Annotated in this window: 18 protein-coding genes; all 18 read left to right on the top strand. The window is 67.0% G+C overall.

Translation table 11 applies throughout. The features are described 5' to 3' along the window. Positions 1–195: 195 nt before the first annotated feature. Positions 196–903, top strand: coding sequence for a ubiquinone/menaquinone biosynthesis methyltransferase (locus O3932_RS06100; RefSeq protein WP_296503242.1), 708 nt, complete (start codon positions 196–198; stop codon positions 901–903). Positions 904–1278: 375 nt separating this feature from the next. After that, entirely contained in the window at positions 1279–2547 is a 1269-nt protein-coding gene (locus O3932_RS06095) for a geranylgeranyl reductase family protein (RefSeq protein WP_299241280.1), read from the top strand. 28 nt (positions 2548–2575) lie between these two features. After that, entirely contained in the window at positions 2576–2935 is a 360-nt protein-coding gene (locus O3932_RS06090; protein ID WP_009055563.1) for an NADH-quinone oxidoreductase subunit A, read from the top strand. A gap of 22 nt (positions 2936–2957) precedes the next feature. Next, positions 2958–3512, top strand: coding sequence for an NADH-quinone oxidoreductase subunit B (locus tag O3932_RS06085; RefSeq protein ID WP_009648365.1), 555 nt, complete (start codon positions 2958–2960; stop codon positions 3510–3512). After that, entirely contained in the window at positions 3509–4246 is a 738-nt protein-coding gene (locus tag O3932_RS06080) for an NADH-quinone oxidoreductase subunit C (RefSeq protein WP_371536957.1), read from the top strand. The genes O3932_RS06085 and O3932_RS06080 overlap by 4 nt, the downstream gene beginning before the upstream one ends. After that, positions 4246–5592 carry an NADH-quinone oxidoreductase subunit D gene (locus O3932_RS06075; RefSeq protein ID WP_296503251.1) on the top strand — a complete coding sequence of 449 codons (1347 nt, stop codon included), beginning with the start codon at positions 4246–4248 and terminating at the stop codon, positions 5590–5592. The genes O3932_RS06080 and O3932_RS06075 overlap by 1 nt, the downstream gene beginning before the upstream one ends. Continuing rightward, complete coding sequence (nuoE, locus tag O3932_RS06070) at positions 5589–6332, top strand: NADH-quinone oxidoreductase subunit NuoE (RefSeq protein ID WP_371536955.1); 744 nt, start codon at positions 5589–5591, stop codon at positions 6330–6332. The genes O3932_RS06075 and nuoE overlap by 4 nt, the downstream gene beginning before the upstream one ends. After that, positions 6329–7633 carry an NADH-quinone oxidoreductase subunit NuoF gene (gene nuoF / locus O3932_RS06065; protein WP_009648328.1) on the top strand — a complete coding sequence of 435 codons (1305 nt, stop codon included), beginning with the start codon at positions 6329–6331 and terminating at the stop codon, positions 7631–7633. Before nuoE ends, nuoF begins: the two co-directional genes overlap by 4 nt. Continuing rightward, on the top strand, positions 7630–10191 hold the full coding sequence (locus O3932_RS06060; protein ID WP_371536952.1) for an NADH-quinone oxidoreductase subunit G: 2562 nt from the start codon (positions 7630–7632) through the stop codon (positions 10189–10191). Before nuoF ends, O3932_RS06060 begins: the two co-directional genes overlap by 4 nt. After that, on the top strand, positions 10188–11516 hold the full coding sequence (gene nuoH / locus O3932_RS06055; RefSeq protein ID WP_009647454.1) for an NADH-quinone oxidoreductase subunit NuoH: 1329 nt from the start codon (positions 10188–10190) through the stop codon (positions 11514–11516). The genes O3932_RS06060 and nuoH overlap by 4 nt, the downstream gene beginning before the upstream one ends. Further along, the gene (gene nuoI / locus O3932_RS06050) at positions 11509–12159 is read left to right on the top strand and encodes an NADH-quinone oxidoreductase subunit NuoI (RefSeq protein ID WP_371536949.1); all 651 of its coding nucleotides are present in this window, start codon (positions 11509–11511) and stop codon (positions 12157–12159) included. Before nuoH ends, nuoI begins: the two co-directional genes overlap by 8 nt. Next, positions 12159–13133: an NADH-quinone oxidoreductase subunit J gene (locus O3932_RS06045; protein ID WP_371536947.1), complete on the top strand. Its 975-nt coding sequence runs from the start codon at positions 12159–12161 to the stop codon at positions 13131–13133. Before nuoI ends, O3932_RS06045 begins: the two co-directional genes overlap by 1 nt. Beyond that, the gene (gene nuoK, locus O3932_RS06040; protein ID WP_009647453.1) at positions 13130–13429 is read left to right on the top strand and encodes an NADH-quinone oxidoreductase subunit NuoK; all 300 of its coding nucleotides are present in this window, start codon (positions 13130–13132) and stop codon (positions 13427–13429) included. Before O3932_RS06045 ends, nuoK begins: the two co-directional genes overlap by 4 nt. 15 nt (positions 13430–13444) lie before the next feature. Then, complete coding sequence (gene nuoL / locus O3932_RS06035) at positions 13445–15421, top strand: NADH-quinone oxidoreductase subunit L (RefSeq protein WP_371536944.1); 1977 nt, start codon at positions 13445–13447, stop codon at positions 15419–15421. 25 nt (positions 15422–15446) lie between these two features. Beyond that, on the top strand, positions 15447–16985 hold the full coding sequence (locus O3932_RS06030; RefSeq protein ID WP_009647451.1) for a NuoM family protein: 1539 nt from the start codon (positions 15447–15449) through the stop codon (positions 16983–16985). An 11-nt stretch (positions 16986–16996) separates the two neighbouring features. Then, entirely contained in the window at positions 16997–18550 is a 1554-nt protein-coding gene (gene nuoN / locus O3932_RS06025) for an NADH-quinone oxidoreductase subunit NuoN (protein WP_371536968.1), read from the top strand. Continuing rightward, positions 18547–19560 (top strand): polyprenyl synthetase family protein, encoded by a 1014-nt coding sequence (locus O3932_RS06020; RefSeq protein WP_009647458.1) that lies wholly within the window; start codon positions 18547–18549, stop codon positions 19558–19560. Before nuoN ends, O3932_RS06020 begins: the two co-directional genes overlap by 4 nt. Before the next feature lie 414 nt (positions 19561–19974). Further along, positions 19975–21486 carry an FAD-dependent oxidoreductase gene (locus O3932_RS06015; protein ID WP_009649242.1) on the top strand — a complete coding sequence of 504 codons (1512 nt, stop codon included), beginning with the start codon at positions 19975–19977 and terminating at the stop codon, positions 21484–21486. The last annotated feature ends 71 nt before the right edge of the window (positions 21487–21557 follow it).

The following is a 21557-nucleotide window of genomic DNA, read 5'->3' as shown; positions in this document are numbered from 1 at the left end:
GGAGCGGCGCTCGCCGAGCCAGGCCGCCCCACCCGACGCGGGAAGCAGAGATGTCAGTGAGCAAGTAGACCCCGGGTGCTGCGGGGGCAGGACGAACGCCCGAAAAGCGAGGCGTGAGCAGCCACAGTCGTCATGCATGGGTCCATGGTAGGAGCAGGGGCGGCGGCGTGCTGAAAGACGTGGGAGGATTAACGCATGACAGAAGCCCCCCGCGCGGACCTGACCAAGGTCCCCGAAGAGATTGCCTCGATGTTCGACTCCGTCGCCACGCGTTACGACATGATGGACACGTTGATGACGGGCGGTTTGAATCACGTCTGGATGACTGCCCTGCGCAAGGCGGTCGCCCCGCACCCCGGCGAGCGCATCTTGGACCTGGCGGCCGGCACCGGCGCGTCGGCCGCTGCGCTTGCACAGGGTGGCGCCGAGGTCGTCGCCTGCGACCTGTCCGAAGGCATGATCGAGGTCGGTCGCGAGCGTCACCCCGAACTCGAGTTCGTCCACGGCAACGCGATGGACCTGGACTTCGAGGACGGCTCTTTCGATGCGGTCACGATCTCGTGGGGCCTGCGCAACATCCCGGATCCGGCCCTGGCACTGCGCGAGATGGCGCGCGTCGTGCGCCCGCGCGGCCGACTCGTGATCCTGGAGTTTTCGACCCCGCCGTCGCGCGCGTTCCGCGGCCTGTATAGCGTCTACCAGAAGACTGTCATGCCGACGATGGCGCGCCTGGCGTCTACGAATGATGGCGCGTACGACTACCTGGTCGAGTCGATCCGTCAGTGGCCCGTGCAGGAAGAAATCGCGCGCATGGTCGCCGCGAACGGCTGGGACGAGGTCGAATACCGCAACCTGACCGGCGGCATCGCCTGTATGCACCGCGCGGTCAAGCCGCTGCCGTAGTTTGTCATTGACGAGGCCGGGGTCCCTTTGTGGGGATCCCGGCCTTTGTCGTGGGCGGGGGCGAGCGCCCCCCCATGGTGGCCGCAACGTGGGGTGATGGCGCGGTGGGGCTGGCGCGCCCGAGAGCGTTCACTATGGTGTGGCAGAAAGTGTCAATTACGACAAGGAAGCGTTGCGCAAATGACAGGTGTGAGTATGGCTTTCCATGGCCTCGGCGACTGAAAACGTGCGGAAAAGTCGAGTACTCGGCGAGGTGAGGGTGACCTAGCTAGTCTGACTGGCGGAATGAAGTGATGTGCACACTTCGTCCGCCTTGCACACTTGCGCGGCTGCACCCGCGCGCCCACGTTACGGAGGAATGCCGTGGCATCCACCATGCCTAGCGACATGAGCGCTGACGTTGTCGTCGTCGGCGCGGGCCCGGGCGGGTCCTCCACCGCCTATCACCTGGCCAGAGCTGGCCTTGACGTCGTCCTTCTTGAGAAAAGCACGTTCCCGCGCGACAAGATCTGCGGCGACGGACTCACCCCCGCTGCCGTCCACGAACTCATCGCGATGGGCGTGGACACCACCGGCTGGATGCGAAACCGCGGCCTGACCGTCATCGGTGGCGGCCATACCGTCCACTTGGACTGGCCTGACCAGAAGTCCCTGCCCGGATACGGCATGACCCGAGCCCGCACGGACCTCGATCACGCGCTCGCCAAGCGCGCCGTCGAGGCCGGGGCGCGCCTCTACGAAGGCGTGACCGTCACCGGAGCCATCCAGGACGGCTCCGGTCGCGTCGTGGGCGTGACCGCAAAGGCTGGCCGCGGCAAGAGCGCCGCAACCTTCGAGGTACGCGCCTCCATCACCGTCGACGCTGGGGGAGTGGCCGCGCGACTGGCCACCAGCCTCGGCCTCGAAAAGAAGATGAACCGCCCCATGGGCGTGGCCGCGCGCGCCTACTTCCACAGCCCCCGCGGCGACGAGGAATGGATGGAATCCCACCTCGAACTGTGGAGCGGCACTCCGGGAGCCTCCGACCTTTTGCCCGGCTACGGCTGGATTTTCCCCATGGGCGACGGCATCGTCAACGTCGGCCTCGGTTCGGTCGCCTCGCGCGCCGGTGCCACTAACCTGCCCTACCGCGAGGTCTTTAAGACCTGGACCGCGAACCTCCCCGAGGAATGGGGCTTCACCCCCGAGAATCAGATCGGCCAGCTGCGCTCCGCCGCCCTGCCCATGAGCTTCAACCGCAAGCCTCACTACGTCCAGGGCCTCGTCCTCGTCGGCGACGCCGGCGGCATGGTCTCGCCCTACAACGGCGAAGGCATCGCCCCCGCCATGAAGGCCGGACGCTACGCGGCCTCGTGCATCGCACAGGCTTTATCCCGCTCCCACCGCGCCGGCATCGACCGCGCCATGAGCGAATACCCCCACATGCTTCGCGACGAATACGGCGGCTACTACCAGCTCGGCCGCATCTTCGTCGCGCTCATCGAAAACCCGACAATCATGCGCACCTGCACGAACGTCGGGCTGCCCATTCCGCGCCTCATGACGCTCGTCCACAAACTCCTGTCGGACGGGTACGAGAGGAGCGGGGGCGACTTCGACGACCAACTCATCACCATGCTGACCAAGGTGGTGCGTCCCGCATGACCACCACCACCCATAACCGGGAGGAACGATGACGAATCCCTACGTGCCGCTGCTCATCATGTCCGCAGCCGCCCTCGTCCTAGCCTTCGGAGGCCTGGTCGCCTCCGCGATCCTGGGCCCCACCAAAAAGTCCACGACCAAGGCCGACAACTACGAGTGCGGTATCCAGCCGACCAGCGCTCACCTCACCGAGGGCCGCTTCCCGGTGCGCTACTACCTGGTCGCGATGACCTTCATCATCTTCGACATTGAAGTTGTGTTCATGTACCCGTGGGCCGTCAGCTTCAACCAGCTGGGCCTGTTCGGACTGGTCGTCATGATGAGCTTCCTGGTCACCCTCTGCGTCCCCTACGCCTACGAATGGCGACGCGGCGGCCTGGACTACTAAAAGAGAAGTAAAGGATAGACAAGTGGGACTTGAAGAATCCCTGCCCGCGGGCATCGCGCTGACCAGCGTCGAAAAAGTCCTCGGGCTCGCACGCAAGTACAGCCAGTGGCCCGTCACCATGGGCCTGGCGTGCTGCGCCATCGAGATGATGGCCGCCGGTACCCCCCGTTTCGACATGGCGCGCTTCGGCCTCGAGGTCTTCCGCGCCTCGCCGCGTCACTCCGACATGATGATCGTGTCGGGCCGTGTCTCGCACAAGATGGCCCCCGTCATCCGCCGCGTCTACGACTCGATGCCCGAACCCAAGTGGGTCATCTCCATGGGTGCATGCGCGTCCTCCGGCGGCGTCTTCAACAACTACGCCGTCGTCCAGGGCTGCGACCACATCGTTCCCGTCGACGTCTACCTGCCCGGATGCCCGCCCCGCCCCGAGGCCCTCATCCACGCGGTCCTCGTCCTGCGTGAGCAGATCGGCAAGGAACCCCTCGGCGTGCACCGCCGCGAGATCGCGCGCCGCGCCGAGCAGGCCGCCCTCGAGGCGACCCCCACCCACCAGATGAAGGGACTCCTCGCATGAGCGACCTTTCCACCCCCGAGGAAAACGCGCCCGCCGAGGTCGCCCAGGCCTCGTCCCAGCGCGGTTTCGCCCTCCCCGAGCCCATCGCACACCGCCAGGGCCTCTTCGGCGCGGGCACCGACTCCTCCACCTCCGGCTTCGCCGGCCTCGTGACCGATTCCTTCCTGCCCGGCGAGGCCTCCCACCCCTACGGCGGCTGGTTCGACCAGGTCGTTGACGTCCTCGAAGAACTCATCTCCGCCGACGGGCTGAAGGTTGCCGACGTCATCGAAAAGGTCACCATCGACCGCGGACAGCTCGGCATCTTCATCGCCCGCGAGCACATCGCGCGCGTCGCCAAGTACCTGCGCGACGACGCCGACCTGCGCTTCGAGCTGTGCCTGGGAACCAACGGCGCGCACTACCCCCTCGACAAGGGGCGCGAGCTGCACGCCATCTACCCCCTGTACTCGATCACGTACAACCGCATGATCCGCCTCGAGGTCACGTGCCCCGACGAGGACCCCCGCATCCCCTCCATCGTCTCCGTCTACCCCGGAAACGACTGGCAGGAGCGCGAAACCTGGGACCTCATCGGCATCGTCTTCACCGGGCACCCCTCGCTCACGCGCACCGCGATGCCCGACGACTGGGTCGGACACCCCCAGCGCAAGGATTACCCGCTGGGCGGCATCCCCGTCGAGTTCAAGGGCGCCGTCAACGCTTCCGCCGATGTTCGTAGGAGTGTGAACTGATGACCACCGCTTTCCACGCGCCCGCCGGCGCGACCGACCTGCCCCTCGAGGACATCCCCGAAGTCCTGACCCAGGGCGGCGACTGGGACGACGTCCTGCACGAGATCGAGGCCATCACCTCCGAGCGCATCGTCGTCAACCTCGGCCCGGTCCACCCCGCGACCCACGGCGTTCTGCGTCTCATCCTCGAGCTTGACGGCGAAAAGGTCCGCGAGACCCGCATCGACACCGGCTACTTGCACACCGGCATCGAGAAGAACATGGAGTACCGCACGTGGACCCAGGGCGTCGCATACTGCACGCGCATGGACTACGTGGCTCCTTTCTTCCAGGAGGCCGCCTACTGCCTCGGCGTCGAGAAACTCCTCGGCATCGAAGAGGACATCCCCGAGCGCGCGTCTCTCATCCGCATCCTCATGATGGAGCTGTGCCGCATCGCCTCGCACCTGGTCGCCATCGGCTCGACCGGTAACGAAATGGGTGCCACCACGATCATGACGATCGGTTTCCGCGGCCGCGAGGAAATCCTGCGCATCTTCGAGCGCATCACCGGCCTGCGCATGAACCACGAGTACATCCGCCCCGGCGGTGTCGTGCAGGACATCGGCGAGGGCACCACGGACTACATCCGCGATCGCCTGCGCCGGGCCCGCAAGGACATCGGCGAGCTCCAGGACATCCTGGTCGAGAACCCGATTTTCAAGAAGCGTCTGTGCGACGTGGCCGTCATGCCACTGAGCGGCCTCATGGCCCTCGGCTCGACCGGCCCCGGTGTGCGCGCCGCCGGCCTGCCCCTGGACCTGCGCAAGAGCCAGCCCTACTGCGGCTACGAGAACTTCGAGTTCGATATCCCCACCCGCGACAAGTCCGACGTCTACAACCGCACGATGGTTCGCTTCGACGAGTGCTACGAGTCGATGCGCATCATCTGGCAGGTGCTCGACAAGCTTGACCAGTGCGAGGGCGCGCCCACCATGGTCGCCGATCCCGAAATCGCCTGGCCCGCGCGCCTGGCTGTCGCCACGGACGGCCAGGGCAACTCGTTCGAGCACGTCCGCGAGATCATGGGGGAGTCCATGGAGTCCCTCATCCACCACTTCAAGCTCGTCACGGAGGGCTTCCACGTGCCCGCCGGCCAGGTCTACCAGACCGTCGAGCACGCGAAGGGCATCCTGGGCGTCCACCTCGTTTCCGACGGTGGCACGCGCCCGTTCCGCGCGCACTTCCGCGATCCCTCCTTCGCCAACCTGCAAGCGCTGGCCATGATGACCGAAGGCGGCCAGCTGGCCGACGTGGTCGTCGCCCTGGCCGCTATCGACCCCGTTCTCGGAGGCGTTGACCGATGAGCTACACACCCGACACCCTGGCACGCCTGCAGGCGGACGCCGCGCAGATCATCGCCCGCTACCCGGACGGTCACTCGCGCTCCGCGCTGCTGCCGATGCTGCACCTGATCCAGTCCGTCGACGGCTACGTCAGCCCGAACGGCATCGACTTCATCGCCGCCACGCTGGACCTGCCCCGCGCAGAGATCAGTGCCGTCGCGACCTTCTATACGCAGTACAAGCGCCACCCCACCGGCGACTACCTGGTGGGCGTGTGCACGAACGCGCTGTGCGCCGTCATGGGCGGCGACGAGATCTGGGAAAAGGTCTCCGAGAAGGTCGGCGTCGGCAGCGACGAGACCAGCGAAGACGGAAAGATCACGCTCGAGCGCATCGAGTGCAACGCGGCGTGTGACTACGCGCCCGTCGTCATGGTCAACTGGGAATTCTTCGACAACCAGAGTCCCGAGTCGGCCCTGGAGATGATCGAGGACATCCAGGCCGGTCGCGACATCCACCCGACGCGCGGCCCCATCGTCGCCCCCACGTTCAAGGAGAACGAGCGCGTCCTGGCTGGCTTCCTGGACGGGCACGAGAACGAAGGCCCCTCCGCTGGCCCCGCGACCCTGCTGGGTCGCGAGATCGCCGCGAAGAACGGCTGGACCGAGCCGGTGGCTGACAAGGCCGCCGACCAGGCCCCCGCGAAGGCCACGAAGGCATCCACGAAGGCCTCGAATAAGAAGGGAGTGAAGGCGAAGTGAGCACCGCATACGTGACGCCCGGGCCGCTGACCCCGATCCTCACCAACGGGTGGGGAGAGGAGCGTTCCTGGACGCTGGACTCCTACCGGGGCCGCGGTGGCTACCAGGGCCTCGAAAAGGCCCGCACGATGGAGCCCGCCGAGATCATTCAGGCCGTCAAGGACTCCGGTCTACGAGGCCGTGGCGGCGCAGGCTTCCCGTCCGGCCTCAAGTGGTCCTTCCTGCCCCCGGCCGACGGCGGTCCCCGCTACCTCGTGGTGAACGCCGACGAGTCCGAGCCGGGCACCTGCAAGGACATCCCGCTCATCATGGGCAACCCGCACGTTCTCATTGAGGGAATCGCGATCACGTCGCGCGCGATCGGCTGCGACCACGCGTTCGTCTACCTGCGCGGCGAGGTCACCCACGTGTACCGCCGCCTGCTGGAGGCTGTGCGCGAGGCGACCGAAGCCGGCGTGCTCGGCGACCTGCGCATCACCGCACACGCGGGTGCCGGTGCCTACATCTGCGGTGAGGAGACGGCCCTGCTGGACTCCCTCGAGGGGCGCCGAGGCCACCCGCGCCTCAAGCCCCCGTTCCCCGCGGTGGCCGGCCTGTACGCCCGTCCCACGGTTGTCAACAACGTGGAGACTATCTCCCAGGTGGCGGGTATCTTCCGCAACTCTCCCGAGTGGTACGCGTCCATGGGCACCGAAAAGTCCAAGGGCCACGGCATCTTCTCCGTGTCGGGTCACGTGAACAACCCCGGCCAGTTCGAGGCCCCCTTCGGTATCACGATGCGTCAGCTCATCGAGATGGCGGGCGGCATCCGCGACGGCCACACGCTGAAGTTCTGGACCCCCGGCGGTTCCTCCACGCCGATCTTCACCGAAGACGAGCTGGATACGCCCCTCGACTACGAGTCCGTGGGTGCTGCCGGTTCGATGCTGGGCACGCGTGCCCTGCAGGTGTTCGACGAGACCGTCTCGGTTGTCCGCGTCATCACCCGCTGGTCCGAGTTCTACCAGCACGAGTCCTGCGGTAAATGCACGCCCTGCCGCGAAGGCACCTACTGGATGAAGCAAATCATGCTGCGTCTCGAGCGAGGCGAAGGTCGCCCCGGCGACGTCGACCTGCTCGACGAGATCGCACACAATATCGCGGGCCGCAGCTTCTGCCCGCTCGGCGACGCCGCAGCAACCCCGATCATGTCGGGTATCAAGCGCTTCCGCGACGAGTTCGAGGCTGGCCTCACCACGCCCGCCCGCGAGCTTTTCCCCTACGAGGCGTCCGCTAACTACGCGCGAGGAGGTGGCCGATGAGCGACGCGCCCAACATGATTGACGTCACCATCGACGACGTTCAGGTTTCTGTCCCCCAGGGCACGCTCGTGATCCGCGCGGCCGAGCAGGCCGGCATCCGGATCCCGCGTTTCTGTGACCACCCGCTGCTGGCTCCCGTGGCCGCGTGCCGCCAGTGCCTGGTCGAGGTCGGCATGCCCGACCGCAACACGGGTCAGCTGCGCTTCATGCCCAAGCCCCAGCCCTCGTGTGCGCAGACCGTCACCCCGGGCATGGTCGTCAAGACCCAGCACACCTCCGAGGTGGTGGACCGCGCCCAGCGCGGCGTCATGGAGTTCCTGCTCATCAACCACCCGCTGGACTGCCCGGTCTGTGACAAGGGCGGCGAGTGCCCCCTGCAAAACCAGGCGCTGACGGAGGGCCGCGGCAAGTCCCGCTTCACGGACGCCAAGCGGACCTTCAAGAAGCCGCTGCGCCTGACCTCTCAGATCCTGCTGGATCGCGAGCGCTGCATCCTGTGCCAGCGCTGCGTGCGTTTCGGTAAGGAGATTTCGGGCGACGTGTTCATGGACTTGCAGGGTCGAGGCGGCGGCACCGCCCCCACGGATCACCACTACTTCATGGGCGAGCAGGTCGGCGGCTTCGATACGACCACGCTCGACTTCTTCGACCCGTTGGCCAAGGACGCCTCGACCTCGTCCCTGTCGTCCCCGTTCGGCACGGACGCGATCGTCGGTTCGCTCAACGAGGGCGAGTTGTCCGTCGCCGAGCGCGACGTGTCGGGTCGCGCCTTCGCGTCTTACTTCTCGGGTAACATCATCCAGATCTGCCCGGTCGGTGCCCTGACCGCCGCGTCCTACCGCTTCCGCGCGCGCCCCTTCGACCTGGTTTCCACGGCCTCGGTCACGGAGCACGACGCGTCGGGCAGCGCGATCCGCCAGGACATGCGCCGCGGCGAGGTCGTGCGTCGCATGAGCGGCAACGACCCCGAGGTCAACGAAGAGTGGATTACCGACAAGGACCGCTTTGCCTTCGAGTGGGACAAGGTTGACCGCCTGACCTACCCGCTCGTGCGCGAGGATGGCGAGCTGGTTCCCACCTCCTGGTCCGACGCGCTCGACCGCGTCCGCGAGGGCCTGGAGTCGGCGGGTTCGTCCGTTGGCTTCCTGCCCGGCGGTCGCCTCACGTTCGAGGATGCCTGGGCCTGGTCGAAGTTCGCTCGTACCGTCGTCGGTTCCGACTCGATCGACTTCCGTTCGCGTCCTTCCAGCGAGGAAGAGCGTTCCTTCCTGGCCTCCTTCGTCGCCGGCTCCGGCCTCGACGTCACGTACTCCGATCTGGAGAGCGCCGGGCAGGTGCTGCTGGTTGCCCTCGAGCCCGAGGACGAGTGCGGTGCCATGTTCCTGCGCCTGCGCAAGGGGACGCGCAAGTCGGGCCTCAAGGTCGCCACGGTTGCGCCCTTCACCTCCAACGGCTCGCGCAAGATGAATGCTCGCCTCCTGCACGCCGCCCCCGGCGCTGAGCCGGGCGTCGTGGACGCGATTAAGGCGGGCGGTGCCTACGCCGACGTGGCTGAGGCGCTGTCCGGCGGCGTCGTCCTCGTGGGCGAGCGCGCCGCTCGCGTCCCCGGCCTGCTGTCTTCCGTCGTTGCTCTCGCCGAGCGCACGGGTGCCCGCCTCGCGTGGGTCCCGCGCCGCGCCGGCGACCGCGCCGCCGTCGAGGCTGGCCTCCTCCCGGGTCTGCTTCCCTTCGGCCGCGGCATTGACGAGGCCGGGGCACAGTCCCTGGGATGGGGCGAGCTGCCCGAGCGCGGCCTCGACGCCAAGCAGATGATCGAGGCCGCCGCCTCCGGCGAGCTGAAGGCCCTGGTCGTTGGCGGCGTCGACGTCCGCGACTTCGACGAGCCGGCCGCCGTGCGCGACGCCCTCGACGAGGTTCCTTTCCTCGTGTCGCTTGAGGTTCGCGCCTCCGAGATCACTGATCGCGCGGACGTCGTCCTGCCGGTCGCCCCCGCGGTCGAGAAGAACGGCACCTACATCAACTGGGAGGGCCGCCTGCGTCCCTTCGGCCAGGCGCGCTCCGCGACCTCGCTGACGGACCGCGACGTGCTCGTGCGCCTCGCCGAGGAATTCGACGCCGACCTGGGCATCACCACCCTGTCGGACCTGTACACCGAGGTCAACCCCCTCATGGAGTGGGACGGCGACCCGCAGGACTTCACCCCGGCCTCGGCGCAGGCTCCCGCCGTCGCTGGTCAGGGGCAGGTCGTTCTGACCTCCCACAAGCCCATGATTGACGCCGGTCGCCTCCAGGATGGCGCTCCGTGGTTGGCAGGATCGGCCCGCCGTCCCGTCCTCCTGGCCTCCGCCGCGACGCTGGCCGCCGCGGGCATCACCCCCGGCGCTGACGCGACGCTCGAGACCGAGCGTGGAACGATCACCCTCCCGGCCGCCATCGCAGACCTGCCCGACTCCGTCGCGTGGGTTCCCGAGTGCTCGACCGGTTCCGTTATTCACGAAAACCTCGGCGGTGTCGGCACCGTCGCGACCCTGCGCGCCACGCAGGAGGTGGCACGATGACACTGACCCCCTTCGCAGTCCCGGAGTACACCGCCGCGGACTTTAGCCAGGAAACCTGGTGGCTCAGCCTCATCAAGGCCGTGTTCATCATCGTCTTCCTGATCGCCAACGTGCTGCTGGCCCTGTGGGTCGAGCGCCGAGGCCTGGGCCGCATGCAGACGCGTCCCGGCCCGAACGTGGCGGGACCCCTCGGCCTCTTCCAGGCGTTCGCCGACGCGGGCAAGCTCCTCTTCAAGGAGGACATGTGGACCCGCAGGGCCGAGAGGTTCCTGTACTTCCTGGCCCCCGCAATCGCGGCTTTCGCGGCTTTCAGCGTCTACGCGGTGATCCCGATGGGGCCGAACGTATCGATCTTCGGCCACTCGACACCGCTGCAGCTCGCCGACATGCCCGTTGCCTCCCTGTACATCCTGGCGATTGCCTCGCTGGGCCTGTACGGCATCGTCCTGGGTGGTTGGTCGACCCGCTCGACCCTGCCCCTGTATGGTGCCGTTCGTTCCTCCGCGCAGGTCATCTCCTACGAACTGGCCATGGGCCTGTCCCTCGTGAGCGTGTTCCTCATGTCGGGCACCATGTCCACGTCGCAGATCGTGGCCGCTCAGGGACAGTTCTGGTGGGCATTCACCCTCTTCCCGGCGTTCGTCATCTACTGCATCAGCGCCACCGGTGAAGTCAACCGTCTGCCCTTCGACCTGCCCGAAGCCGAAGGCGAAATCGTCGCCGGCCACATGACCGAGTACTCCTCGATGAAGTTCGGCTGGTACTACCTGTCCGAATACGTCAACATGCTCAACGTCTCGGCCGTCGCCACCACGATGTTCTTCGGCGGCTGGCACGCCCCGTGGCCGCTGTCCCACGTCGAGTTCCTCAACTCCGGCTGGTGGGGCATGCTCTGGTTCTTCCTCAAGATCTGGTTCTTCATGTTCCTGCTCATCTGGACGCGCGCGACCCTGCTGCGTTTCCGCTACGACCAGTTCATGAACCTCGGCTGGAAGCGCCTCATGCCCATCGCCCTGGGCTGGCTCGTCCTCGTCGCCCTCGTGCGCGGCGTCACGCAGTTCGTCCAGCTCTCCACGCCCGTACTCTTCGGCAGCGTCGGCGTTCTCTTCCTGGTCGCCCTCGTCATCATCTGGGTGACCGACAAGCCCGAGCCCGAGCCGATTCCCGCCTCCGAGCGCGAATACACCGGCTTCGAGGACGGCTTCCCCGTCCCGCCGCTGCCCGGACAAACACCCGTCGCCAGCCCGCGCGCCAGGGCCACCATTGAGGGCACACTGGCCACGGCCTCGGCAATCGACAACCCGAAGGAGGGCACCGATGAGTGAGAAGACCACCGGCGAGGACATGCTCTTCGAGCACGACCCCAAGGGTGCGTTCGCGCAGTTCGTCGCCCCCATGGCCGGCTACGGAGTCACGATGGCTTCGTTCTTCCGACCCACCGTCACCGAGCAGTACCCGCGCGAACCCGCGCGCGTCATGCCTCGCTTCCACGGACGTCACCAGCTCAACCGCTACGACGACGGCCTCGAAAAGTGCGTCGGCTGCGAGCTGTGCGCCTGGGCGTGCCCCGCCGACGCGATCTTCGTCGAAGCCGCGTCCAACACGCCCGACGAGCAGTACTCCGCGGGCGAGCGCTACGGCCGCGTCTACCAGATCAACTACCTGCGCTGCATCTTCTGCGGCATGTGCATCGAGGCGTGCCCCACGCGCGCCCTGACGATGACGAACGACTTCGAAATCGCCAAGTACACCCGCGAGGACGACATCTACGAGAAGGGAGACCTGCTGGTCCCCCTCTCCGACGGCATGCTCGACACGCCCCACCCCATGGTCGAGGGCAAGAACGACATCGACTACTACCGCGGGGACGTCACCGGCCCCACCGCCGCCCAGGTCGACTGGGTCGCGGCCCGACGGCCTGACGATCCCTCCCTCCAGACGGTGCGAGTCGCGAAGGAGACACACTGATGAACCTGTCCAACGGTTGGCCCATGATGGGGTCAACGGGGGAGATCATCCTCTTCGCATGCACGGCCATTTTCATGGTCGGCTGCGCCCTGGGTGTCCTCTTCATGAAGAAGGCCGCGCACTCGGTCATCTGCATGGTCGGCGTCATGCTCGGCCTGGCGGTCCTGTACATCGCGAACAACGCGCCCTTCCTGGGTGTCGCGCAGATCGTCGTGTACACCGGTGCGATCATGATGCTCTTCCTCTTCGTCATCATGCTGATCGGCATCGGCACCTCCGACGACTACGCCCGCCAGTCCCGCGGCGCGATCATCGCGGCGGTCCTCGGTGGCCTCGGCCTGATCGTCATCGTCACGACGGCGATCCTCAAGGCGGCCCCCGCCACCTACGCGCCCAGCGACGTCGACCCCTACTCGAACCAGCCCGTCACCGACCTGGCGATCACGCTGTTCCAGGAGCACTGGCTGAGTATGGAACTCGCGGGCGGCCTACTGATCACCGCCGCGGTCGGCGCGATGCTGCTGACCCACTCCGACCGCCTCGGCCCGAAGGTTAACCAGGAGCAGACGGCTCGCAACAAGATGCGCGCATTCGCCGAAAAGGGCACTCGTATCGGCCAGCTGCCCGCCCCCGGCGTCTACGCCCAGTCGAACGCGGCCGACGTGCCTGCCATCTCCGGCGAGACCCTCGGCCCGGTCGAGGAATCTGTGCCCCGCGTCCTGCGCGTGCGCGGCCTCGCCCGCACGATCGGCGAGGTCACCCCCGAGGTCTCCGAGCAGCTCGCCCTCGCACGCCACGACAACACCGCCGTGGCCGTCGAGGAATCGCCCTACACCATCGGGCGCACGCCCGACGTCCCGCGCTCCGGCTCCTTCGGGATGCCCGGCGCTGCCGCGCCCACCGGACTGGCCCAGCCTCGGGCTCGCAAGGCGCGCACCACCACCCCCACTGAGAAGAAGGAGGAGAGCAAGTGAGCCTCGCCTGGTACCTCATCCTCGCGGGTGTGCTGTTCGCCATCGGAGCGACCACGGTCCTCGTGCGCCGCAGCGCGGTCATCGCGCTCATGGGCGTCGAAATGATGCTCAACGCCGCGAACCTCGTCCTCGTGACGTTCTCGCGCATCAATTCCAACGTCGACGGAGAGATCATGGCGTTCTTCGTCATGGTCGTCGCGGCCGCTGAAGTCGTCGTCGGCCTGTCGATCATCGTGTCCATCTATCGTTCCCGCTCGACCACGAGCGTGGACGATCTCAACCTGTTGAAGAACTGAAGGAGGACGTAACCCATGACCACCTTCCTTTCTGCGCAGGCGTCCGGCGCCGCCCAGACGGTCGCCGCCACCGGAGCCGCCTCCTACGCGTGGCTCCTCATCCTGATTCCGCTCGCCAGCGCAGGCCTGCTCCTGCTGCTCGGGCGCACTTCCGACAAGTGGGGCCACCTGCTGGCGACCCTCGCATCCTGGTCGACCTTCGTCATCGGTGCGGCCATCGCCGCCCAGATGTGGGGTGCCCCCGAGGACGCGCGCCGCTTCGGTGAGACCCTGTTTACTTGGATCCCCGCCGGTGACTTGACCGTGAACTTCGGCCTGCTCGTCGATCCGCTGTCCATCACCTTCGTCATCCTGGTGACCTTCGTCGGTTCGCTCATCCACGTGTACGCGATCGCCTACATGGAGCACGACGAGGCCCGCCGCCGTTTCTTCGCCTACCTGAACTTCTTCATCGCGGCGATGCTCACGCTGGTGCTGGCCGACTCCTACGCCGGCCTCTTCGCCGGCTGGGAGGGCGTGGGCCTGGCCTCGTACCTGCTCATCGGCTTCTGGAACCACGTCCCCGCCTACGCGGTGGCCGCCAAGAAGGCGTTCGTCATGAACCGTGTCGGCGACATGGGCATGCTGATCGCCATGATGGGGATGGTTGCCTCCTTCCAGTCGGTGTCCTTCTCCGAGGTTTCCGCCCGCGCAGGCTCGATCCCGACGGCCTCCGCCACGTTCATCGGCTTCTTCCTGCTCGTGGCTGCCTGCGGTAAGTCCGCGCAGTTCCCGCTGCAGGCCTGGCTGGGCGACGCCATGGCCGGCCCGACCCCCGTCTCCGCGCTCATCCACGCTGCCACGATGGTCACCGCCGGCGTCTACCTGATCGTCCGCTCCGGCGCGGTCTTCGTCGCCGCCCCCGTCGCCGCTACCGCCGTCGCCATCATTGGCGCGATCACGCTCCTGTTCGGCGCGATCGTCGGCTGTGCGAAGGACGACATGAAGAAGGTCCTCGCCGCCTCCACCATGAGCCAGATCGGCTACATGATGCTGGGCGCGGGTCTGGGTCCCATCGGCTGGGCATTCTCGATCTTCCATCTCTTCACCCACGGCTTCTTCAAGGCCCTCATGTTCCTCGGTGCCGGTTCCGTCATGCACGGCATGGGCGACCAGGTCAACATGCGTCGCTTCGGTGCCCTGCGCGGTGCCATGAAGGTCACCTGGCTGACCTTCATGATGGGCTGGCTCGCCATCCTCGGCGTTCCGCCATTCTCCGGCTACTGGTCGAAGGACAAGATCATCGAGGCCGCCTTCAGCGCCCACACCTTCGGCGGGTCTGAGGCCACCTGGATCGGCTGGATCTACGGAACCGCCGCCCTGGTCGGTGCTGGCGTCACCGCGTTCTACATGTCGCGCCTCTTCTTTATGACGTTCCACGGCAAGGCCCGCTGGACCACCGAGGCCGAAGGCTCCCCCGTGCACCCGCACGAGTCCGGTGCCCTCATGACGGTCCCCATGATCATCCTCGCCATCGGCGCGGTCATCCTGGGTGCCGCCCTCTCCATCGGCAACACGTTCGTCAACTGGCTGGCCCCCTCCATCGGCCACCTCGAGCACGGACACCCCGTCATGAACGAATACATCATCCAGGGAGCCACGCTCGCCCTCGTCATCATCGGCGCACTCATCGCGTGGATGAAGTACGGTCGCGACGAGGTCCCCACCTCCGTCCCCGCAGGCAACGCCCTGACCGAGGCCGCACGCCGCGACCTCTACCAGGACACCGTCAACGAGACCCTGTTCATGATGCCCGCCAAGGGCCTCGTCACCGTCGCAACCGTCGGCGATGCGAGCGCCATCGACGGTGCGCTGAATGGCCTCGGTGCTGGTTCCCAGCTGCTCGGACGACTCGTTGGCGTCACCCAGAACGGCCTCGTGCGCACGTACGCCGCCTACATCCTGGGAGGCGTCATCCTCGCCCTGGTCATCGTCTTCGGATTCTGGCTGTAAGGGGTACACGACAATGGAAAGTGCAATGGTTGTTACTAACTTCCCGTGGCTGACCGTCCTCGTGGCTCTGCCGGCCGCGGGCGCGGCCCTCCTCGGCTTCGTCCCGCCCCTACGCCGGGCCGCCGGGCGCGTTATCGCCCTGGCGATCGCTCTCGTCGAGCTCGCCATCGGCGTCTACGCCGCCACCGTCTTCGACTGGTCGGCCCCGGCTTCGTACCAGCTCTACGAGTCCCGCGCGTGGATCCCGCAGATCGGCGTCACCTGGTCCGTGGCCGTGACCTCCCTCGGCCTCGTCATGATCCTCCTGGCTCTCGCGCTCGTGCCGCTCGTGCTCATCGCAGGCTGGGACGAGAACGAGGACCGCGGCGCGTACCCCGCGCTGGTACTCGCACTCCAGGCCTTCATGGTCCTGATCTTCGCGGCCTTCGACCTGGCGGTCTTCTACTTCGCCTTCGAAGCCATGCTGATCCCGCTGTACTTCATGATCGGACGCTACGGCGTCGGTGACGAAGCGGCGCGTCACAAGGCCGCCATGAAGTTCCTGCTGTACTCGCTGTTCGGCGGACTCATCATGCTCGGTGGCGTCCTGTTCATCTGGGCGCTCGGCTCCTCGACGCAGTCCAACACGATCGCGTTCTTCCGCATGGACACGCTGGCCGCACTGCTGCCGAACCTGTCGGCTTCCGTCCAAATGGTCGTCTTCGTGTCCTTCATGGTCGCCTTCGCGATCAAGGCCCCGATGGTCCCCGTCCACACCTGGCTGCCCGACACAGCCGCCGTCGCCCGTCCCGGTACGTCCGTGCTGCTGGTCGGCGTGCTGGACAAGATCGGCACCTTCGGCATGATCACGATGTGCCTGCAGCTCACCCCCGGTGCCTCCGCGTCGGCCAAGTGGGTCATGTGCGTCCTCGCCGTCATCTCCATCCTGTGGGGCGGCCTGTCCGCCAACGGCCAGAACGACATCATGCGCCTCGTGTCCTACACGTCCGTGTCGCACTTCGGCTTCATGGTCCTGGGCATCTTCATCGGATCCGAGATCGCGCTGGTCGGTGCCATGTTCTACATGGTCGCCCACGGCGTCTCCATCGCAGCGATGTTCCTGCTCTCCGGCTGGCTCTCGAAGCGTGGCGGCACGCAGGACATGCGCGACTACGTTGGCATGCAGCGCGTCACCCCGGTCCTCGCCGGCCTGTGGCTCATGAGCGGCCTCGCGTCCATCGCGCTGCCCGGTCTGTCCGGCTTCGTCCCCGAGTACCTCGTCCTCATGGGCACCTGGACGGTCTCCGGCCCGCTGGCGCTCTTCGCGGTCCTCGGCGTCGTCATCGCCGCAATGTACATCCTCATGCCCTACCAGCGCGTCTTCACCGGCGCACCCGGCAAGGGCAAGGAGGACCTGGCGGACCTCGGGGCGCGCGAGCGCGGCGTCATGACGCCCCTCGTCGTCGCGATGCTCGTCCTTGGTATTTGGTCGGCGCCCCTCGTGAGCGCCCTGACCCCGGTTGCTCAAGACCTCGACCTGGCTAACTCGCAGGTTCCGGCCGCCGCTGAAGGGAGCGCACAGTGAACGTCCTACCCATGGCTAACTTCCAGGCCCCCGAGGTTCACTGGCTGAGCCTCGCGCCTATCCTCATCGTGCTGGGCGGCGCGGTCCTCGGCATCCTCGTCGAGGCCTTCGCCCCCGCGAAGGTACGCCGCCCCATGGTCATCGGCCTGTCGATCCTCGCCACGGCCGGCGCATGCGTCATGCTCGCCCTGCGTTGGGAACCCGTCCTCCTGACGCCAACCTCGCTCGGGGAGTACATCGAGGACCCGCTGACGGTCGCCGCACAGTCGATCCTTGTCATCATCGGATTCATGGCCGTCCTGGTCATGGCTGACCGCACCTCCGTCGGCGACGGAGCATTCGCCGGCCAGCCCTCCGACCGCCCCGACTCGGCCGCCGAGGAACTCACCGAGCGCAAGGGCTACCAGCGCTCCGAGATGTTCCCGCTGACCCTGTTCTCGCTGGGCGGCATGATGATCTTCCCGGCCGCAGATAACTTCGTGACCCTCTTCGTGGCTCTCGAAGTCATGTCGCTGCCGCTCTACATCATGGCCGCGACCGCGCGCTACCGCCGCCAGCTGTCCTACGAGTCCGCGCTGAAGTACTTTGTGCTCGGTGCCTTCTCCTCGGGCTTCATGCTGATGGGGTCGGCGTTCCTCTTCGGCTTCGCCAACTCGCTGCGCATCTCGGCGCTCGGCCCGGCCATCGCCCAGAACACCAACATGGACTGGATGGTCCTCATCGGCGTCTTCTGCGTCATGGTCGGCCTCCTGTTCAAGGTCGGTGCCGCGCCCTTCCACGCGTGGACCCCCGACGTCTACACGGGTGCCCCGACTCCGGTCACCGGCTTCATGGCCGCCGCCGTCAAGATCGCCGCCTTCGCCGCGATGCTCCGCTTCTACACGGCCGTCGCCGTGTACCTGCAGTGGGACCTCCTGGCTATCTTCGCGGGCGTCGCCGTCCTGACGATAATCGTCGGTACCTTCGCCGGCCTCGTGCAGGACAACGTCAAGCGCATGCTCGCCTACTCTTCGATCGCGCACGCCGGCTTCATCCTCATGGGCATCATCGCGATCCAGAAGGGCGGCTCGGGCCATGTGTTGTTCTACACGCTCGGCTACGGCCTGGCGACGGTCGGTGCCTTCGGCGTGGTTGCGCTCGTGCGCGGCCGCGACGCCGACGGCAACGTCCTGGGTGAGGCCCCCAGCCTGCGCAAGTGGGCGGGTATCGGCCGCACCAACCCGTGGATCGCGGGCTCGATGCTGGTCTTCCTGCTGTCCTTCGCGGGCATCCCGCTGACCGGCGGTTTCATTGGAAAGTTCGTCATTTTCTCCGACGCGATCAAGGGCGGCCTCGCCTGGCTCGCGGTCGTCGGCCTTGTGGCCTCGGCGATTACGGCGTTCTACTACTTCCGCCTCGTGCGCGTCATGTTCTTCACCGAACCCTCGGAGGAGTCTGTCGTCGTGAAGTCGGAGGGGCTGTCCGCTCTGGCCATCGTCGTGTGCGCACTTGGAACCATCGCTCTCGGTGTGTTCCCGGGTCCCGTGTTGAGCCTGCTTGAAAAGATCGTCATACTGATCCCGTGAGCGCTCAAACACCCGATCTTCATGTTCCCGACCTCGAGTCCCGTATCACCCCGGGGCTCGAGGTCGTCGAGCGTCGTTTGCTCGACGCCGTCTCGTCGTCGCGCGACCTGACAGACGAACTGACGCGTCACCTGGCCGTCGCGGGCGGCAAACGGATGCGTCCACTGCTGACCCTCGTGTGCGCTCAGCTCGGCGATCCCGAGCGCGCACTCAGCGACCGGGTCATCACGGCAGCCACCGCGGTCGAGCTGACGCACCTGGCGTCCCTGTACCACGACGATGTCATGGACTCCGCTCCCACGCGTCGCGGCGTGCCTTCGGCGCAGCGCCTGTGGGGCAACAACCGCGCGATTCTCGCCGGCGACATCCTGTTCGCCCGCGCGTCGCTACTGGTCGCTTCCCTGGGACCCGAGATCGTCGCCCACCACGCGCGCACGTTTGAGCGTCTGTGCGAGGGCCAGCTCAACGAGACCTTCGGCCCCACAGACGACGCGGATCGCGTTGACTTCTACCTGCAGGTCCTCGCGGACAAGACCGGCTCGCTGGTTTCTACGGCCGCCTCCTTCGGTGCGCTGCTGTCCGGGGCCGGTTCCCTGATGGCTGGCATCGTTGCCGACTTCGGCGAAAAGGTGGGCGTTGCCTTCCAGATTGCCGACGACGTGCTGGACCTGGCGTCTTCTGGCCAGCAGTCCGGCAAGACACCCGGCACCGATCTGCGCGAGGGCGTCGACACGCTCCCCGTCCTCCTGCTGCGCCGCCGCGAGGCCACCGGCACGATCGACGAGGCCGGCTTGCAGATCCTGCGCGACCTGGACGGCGACCTATCCTCCGACGAGGCCCTCGCCTCGGTTGTGGAACGCCTGTGCGCCCACGACGTGCTCGATGAGACGCGCGAACTTGCGCGCACCTGGGCCAATGACGCTATCGCAGCGCTCGCCCCGCTGCCCAAGGGCGAGGTCAAGACTGCGCTCGAAGCATTCGCCACCCTCATGGTGGACCGCCTGGTCTGACTGTTTCACGAGGCCGGGGTCCTCTGCGCTGTTTGGCGCGGCGGGTCCCGGCCTCGTTGTATGCGCGTGTTCTGCGTGTTGGTGCCTGGGGGCGGCGGCCCGCCCGCTCGCCGTCCGCGCCGCGAGCTTCGCTCGGCGCGTCGCTCGTTGTCCGGCCAGGCCCTGCCGCCGCCCCCAGGCACCAGAGCCAACACAGGTGCATGGCTTCTCGCCTTGTCCAGGCCTGGGCGGATCGTGCGTAGGGGAGAACCCACAACTGAGCGGGTGCGCCGACCCGCCACGGCCTCGTGATCGGAGGCGACGCGCCGAGGGCTGTGTTTGCCGTCTCAGCTTAGGTTCCCCTTGGCCTTTGGGCGCTAGACTTGGTGCCCAGGTGCGCGCACTCGCGCGCGGTCACGAAGAAGGAGAACTCGCTTGGCACCGCTCAACGTTGCCGTCATCGGCGCCGGTCCCGCTGGCATCTACGCGTCGGACATTCTGTCGAAGTCGGGACTCGAGGTGAATATCGACCTGTTTGAGCGGCTTCCCGCGCCGTACGGCCTCGTGCGCTACGGTGTGGCCCCCGACCATCCGCGCATCAAGCAGATCATCGTCGCCCTCTACAAGATCCTCCAGCGCGGCGACATCCGCCTGCTCGGCAACGTCGAAGTGGGCCGCGACGTCACCATCGACGACCTGCGCGACCACTACGATGCGATCATTATCGCAACCGGTGCGGATCGCGACCACCCGCTCGACATCCCCGGCGTCGACCTGCCCGAATCCTACGGTGCCGCCGACTTCGTGTCCTGGTACGACGGCAACCCGGACTACCCGCGCACGTGGCCGCTGAAGGCCCGCGAGGTCGCGGTCCTCGGCGTCGGCAACGTGGCCCTGGACGTCTCCCGCGTGCTGGCTAAGCACGCCGAGGACATGCTCAAGACTGAGGTCCCCGCCAACGTCGCCGAGGCCCTGGCGGAGAACCCGATCACCGACGTGCACGTGTTCGGTCGCCGAGGCCCCGCGCAGGTCAAGTTCACGCCGCTGGAGCTGCGCGAGCTGGGCAAGGTGCCGGACGTCGACGTCATCGTTTCGGAAGAAGACTTCGACTTCGATGAGGGGTCGGAGGAGGCGCTGCGCGCGTCGAACCAGCAGCGTCAGGTCGTCAAGACTCTGACCTCCTACGCGATGGCCGACCCCGAGGAACACACGGCCTCGCGTCGCATTCACATTCACCTGTTCCAGTCCCCGGTCGAGATCGTCGCCGACGAGAACGGCCACGTGAAGGCCCTGCGCACCGAACGCACCGCCCTGAATGGCGACGGAACCGTGTCGGGCACGGGCGTCATCACGACGTGGCCTGTGCAGGCTGTGTACCGCGCGGTGGGCTACTACTCGTCGCCGATCCCGGGTCTGCCCTTCGATGAGCGTGCCGGCGTCGTGCCCAACGTTGAGGGCCGCGTCATCGAGGGTGACACCACGAAGGACGAGTCCGCCCCCGTTATCCCCGGCGTGTATGCGACCGGCTGGATCAAGCGTGGCCCCGTCGGCCTCATCGGCTCCACCAAGTCCGATGCTCAGCAGACGATCACGCACCTCGTGGAGGATGCCTCGGAGGGCCGCCTGCACGCGAATACCGCCGAGGTCGGTCACGAGGCCATGGTGGCCCTCCTGGAGTCCCGTGGCGTCGAGTTCACGACCTGGGAAGGCTGGGAGCTGCTGGATGCGTACGAGCAGGCCCTGGGCGAGTCCTACGGCGAGCTTCCGGGCGGTCGCGGCACGCGCGAGCGCGTCAAGGTTGTGTCCCGTCGTGCGATGACGGACATCTCGCGCGGAGCGCAGGTGGATGCCGCCTCCGCCGACCTGATCGGTGAGATGGGCGAGATGGGTGTGCCCACCGCCCCTGAGCGCTTCGACGACTACACGGGGCCGGGGCGCCGCAACTGAGATTGTCACCTCCCCATTTGTGACGAGGCCGTGGCCGGGTTTTCCGGCTGCGGCCTCGTCGCTACCGGCCG

It is taken from the genome of Pauljensenia sp. 20925_1_25, assembly GCF_041433955.1.
GTDB lineage: Bacteria > Actinomycetota > Actinomycetes > Actinomycetales > Actinomycetaceae > Pauljensenia.
This window is presented reverse-complemented; position numbering and strand designations above follow the sequence as displayed.

Bases quoted from the DNA above. Each gene is read 5' to 3' on its own strand.
- O3932_RS06075 (WP_296503251.1), top strand. From the start codon at position 4,246: ATGACCACCGCTTTCCACGCGCCCGCCGGCGCGACCGACCTGCCCCTC.
- nuoE (WP_371536955.1), top strand. From the start codon at position 5,589: ATGAGCTACACACCCGACACCCTGGCACGCCTGCAGGCGGACGCCGCG.
- nuoN (WP_371536968.1), top strand. From the start codon at position 16,997: ATGGCTAACTTCCAGGCCCCCGAGGTTCACTGGCTGAGCCTCGCGCCT.
- O3932_RS06080 (WP_371536957.1), top strand. From the start codon at position 3,509: ATGAGCGACCTTTCCACCCCCGAGGAAAACGCGCCCGCCGAGGTCGCC.
- nuoI (WP_371536949.1), top strand. From the start codon at position 11,509: ATGAGTGAGAAGACCACCGGCGAGGACATGCTCTTCGAGCACGACCCC.
- nuoH (WP_009647454.1), top strand. From the start codon at position 10,188: ATGACACTGACCCCCTTCGCAGTCCCGGAGTACACCGCCGCGGACTTT.
- O3932_RS06045 (WP_371536947.1), top strand. From the start codon at position 12,159: ATGAACCTGTCCAACGGTTGGCCCATGATGGGGTCAACGGGGGAGATC.
- O3932_RS06060 (WP_371536952.1), top strand. From the start codon at position 7,630: ATGAGCGACGCGCCCAACATGATTGACGTCACCATCGACGACGTTCAG.
- O3932_RS06095 (WP_299241280.1), top strand. From the start codon at position 1,279: ATGCCTAGCGACATGAGCGCTGACGTTGTCGTCGTCGGCGCGGGCCCG.
- nuoL (WP_371536944.1), top strand. From the start codon at position 13,445: ATGACCACCTTCCTTTCTGCGCAGGCGTCCGGCGCCGCCCAGACGGTC.
- O3932_RS06090 (WP_009055563.1), top strand. From the start codon at position 2,576: ATGACGAATCCCTACGTGCCGCTGCTCATCATGTCCGCAGCCGCCCTC.
- O3932_RS06030 (WP_009647451.1), top strand. From the start codon at position 15,447: ATGGTTGTTACTAACTTCCCGTGGCTGACCGTCCTCGTGGCTCTGCCG.
- O3932_RS06100 (WP_296503242.1), top strand. From the start codon at position 196: ATGACAGAAGCCCCCCGCGCGGACCTGACCAAGGTCCCCGAAGAGATT.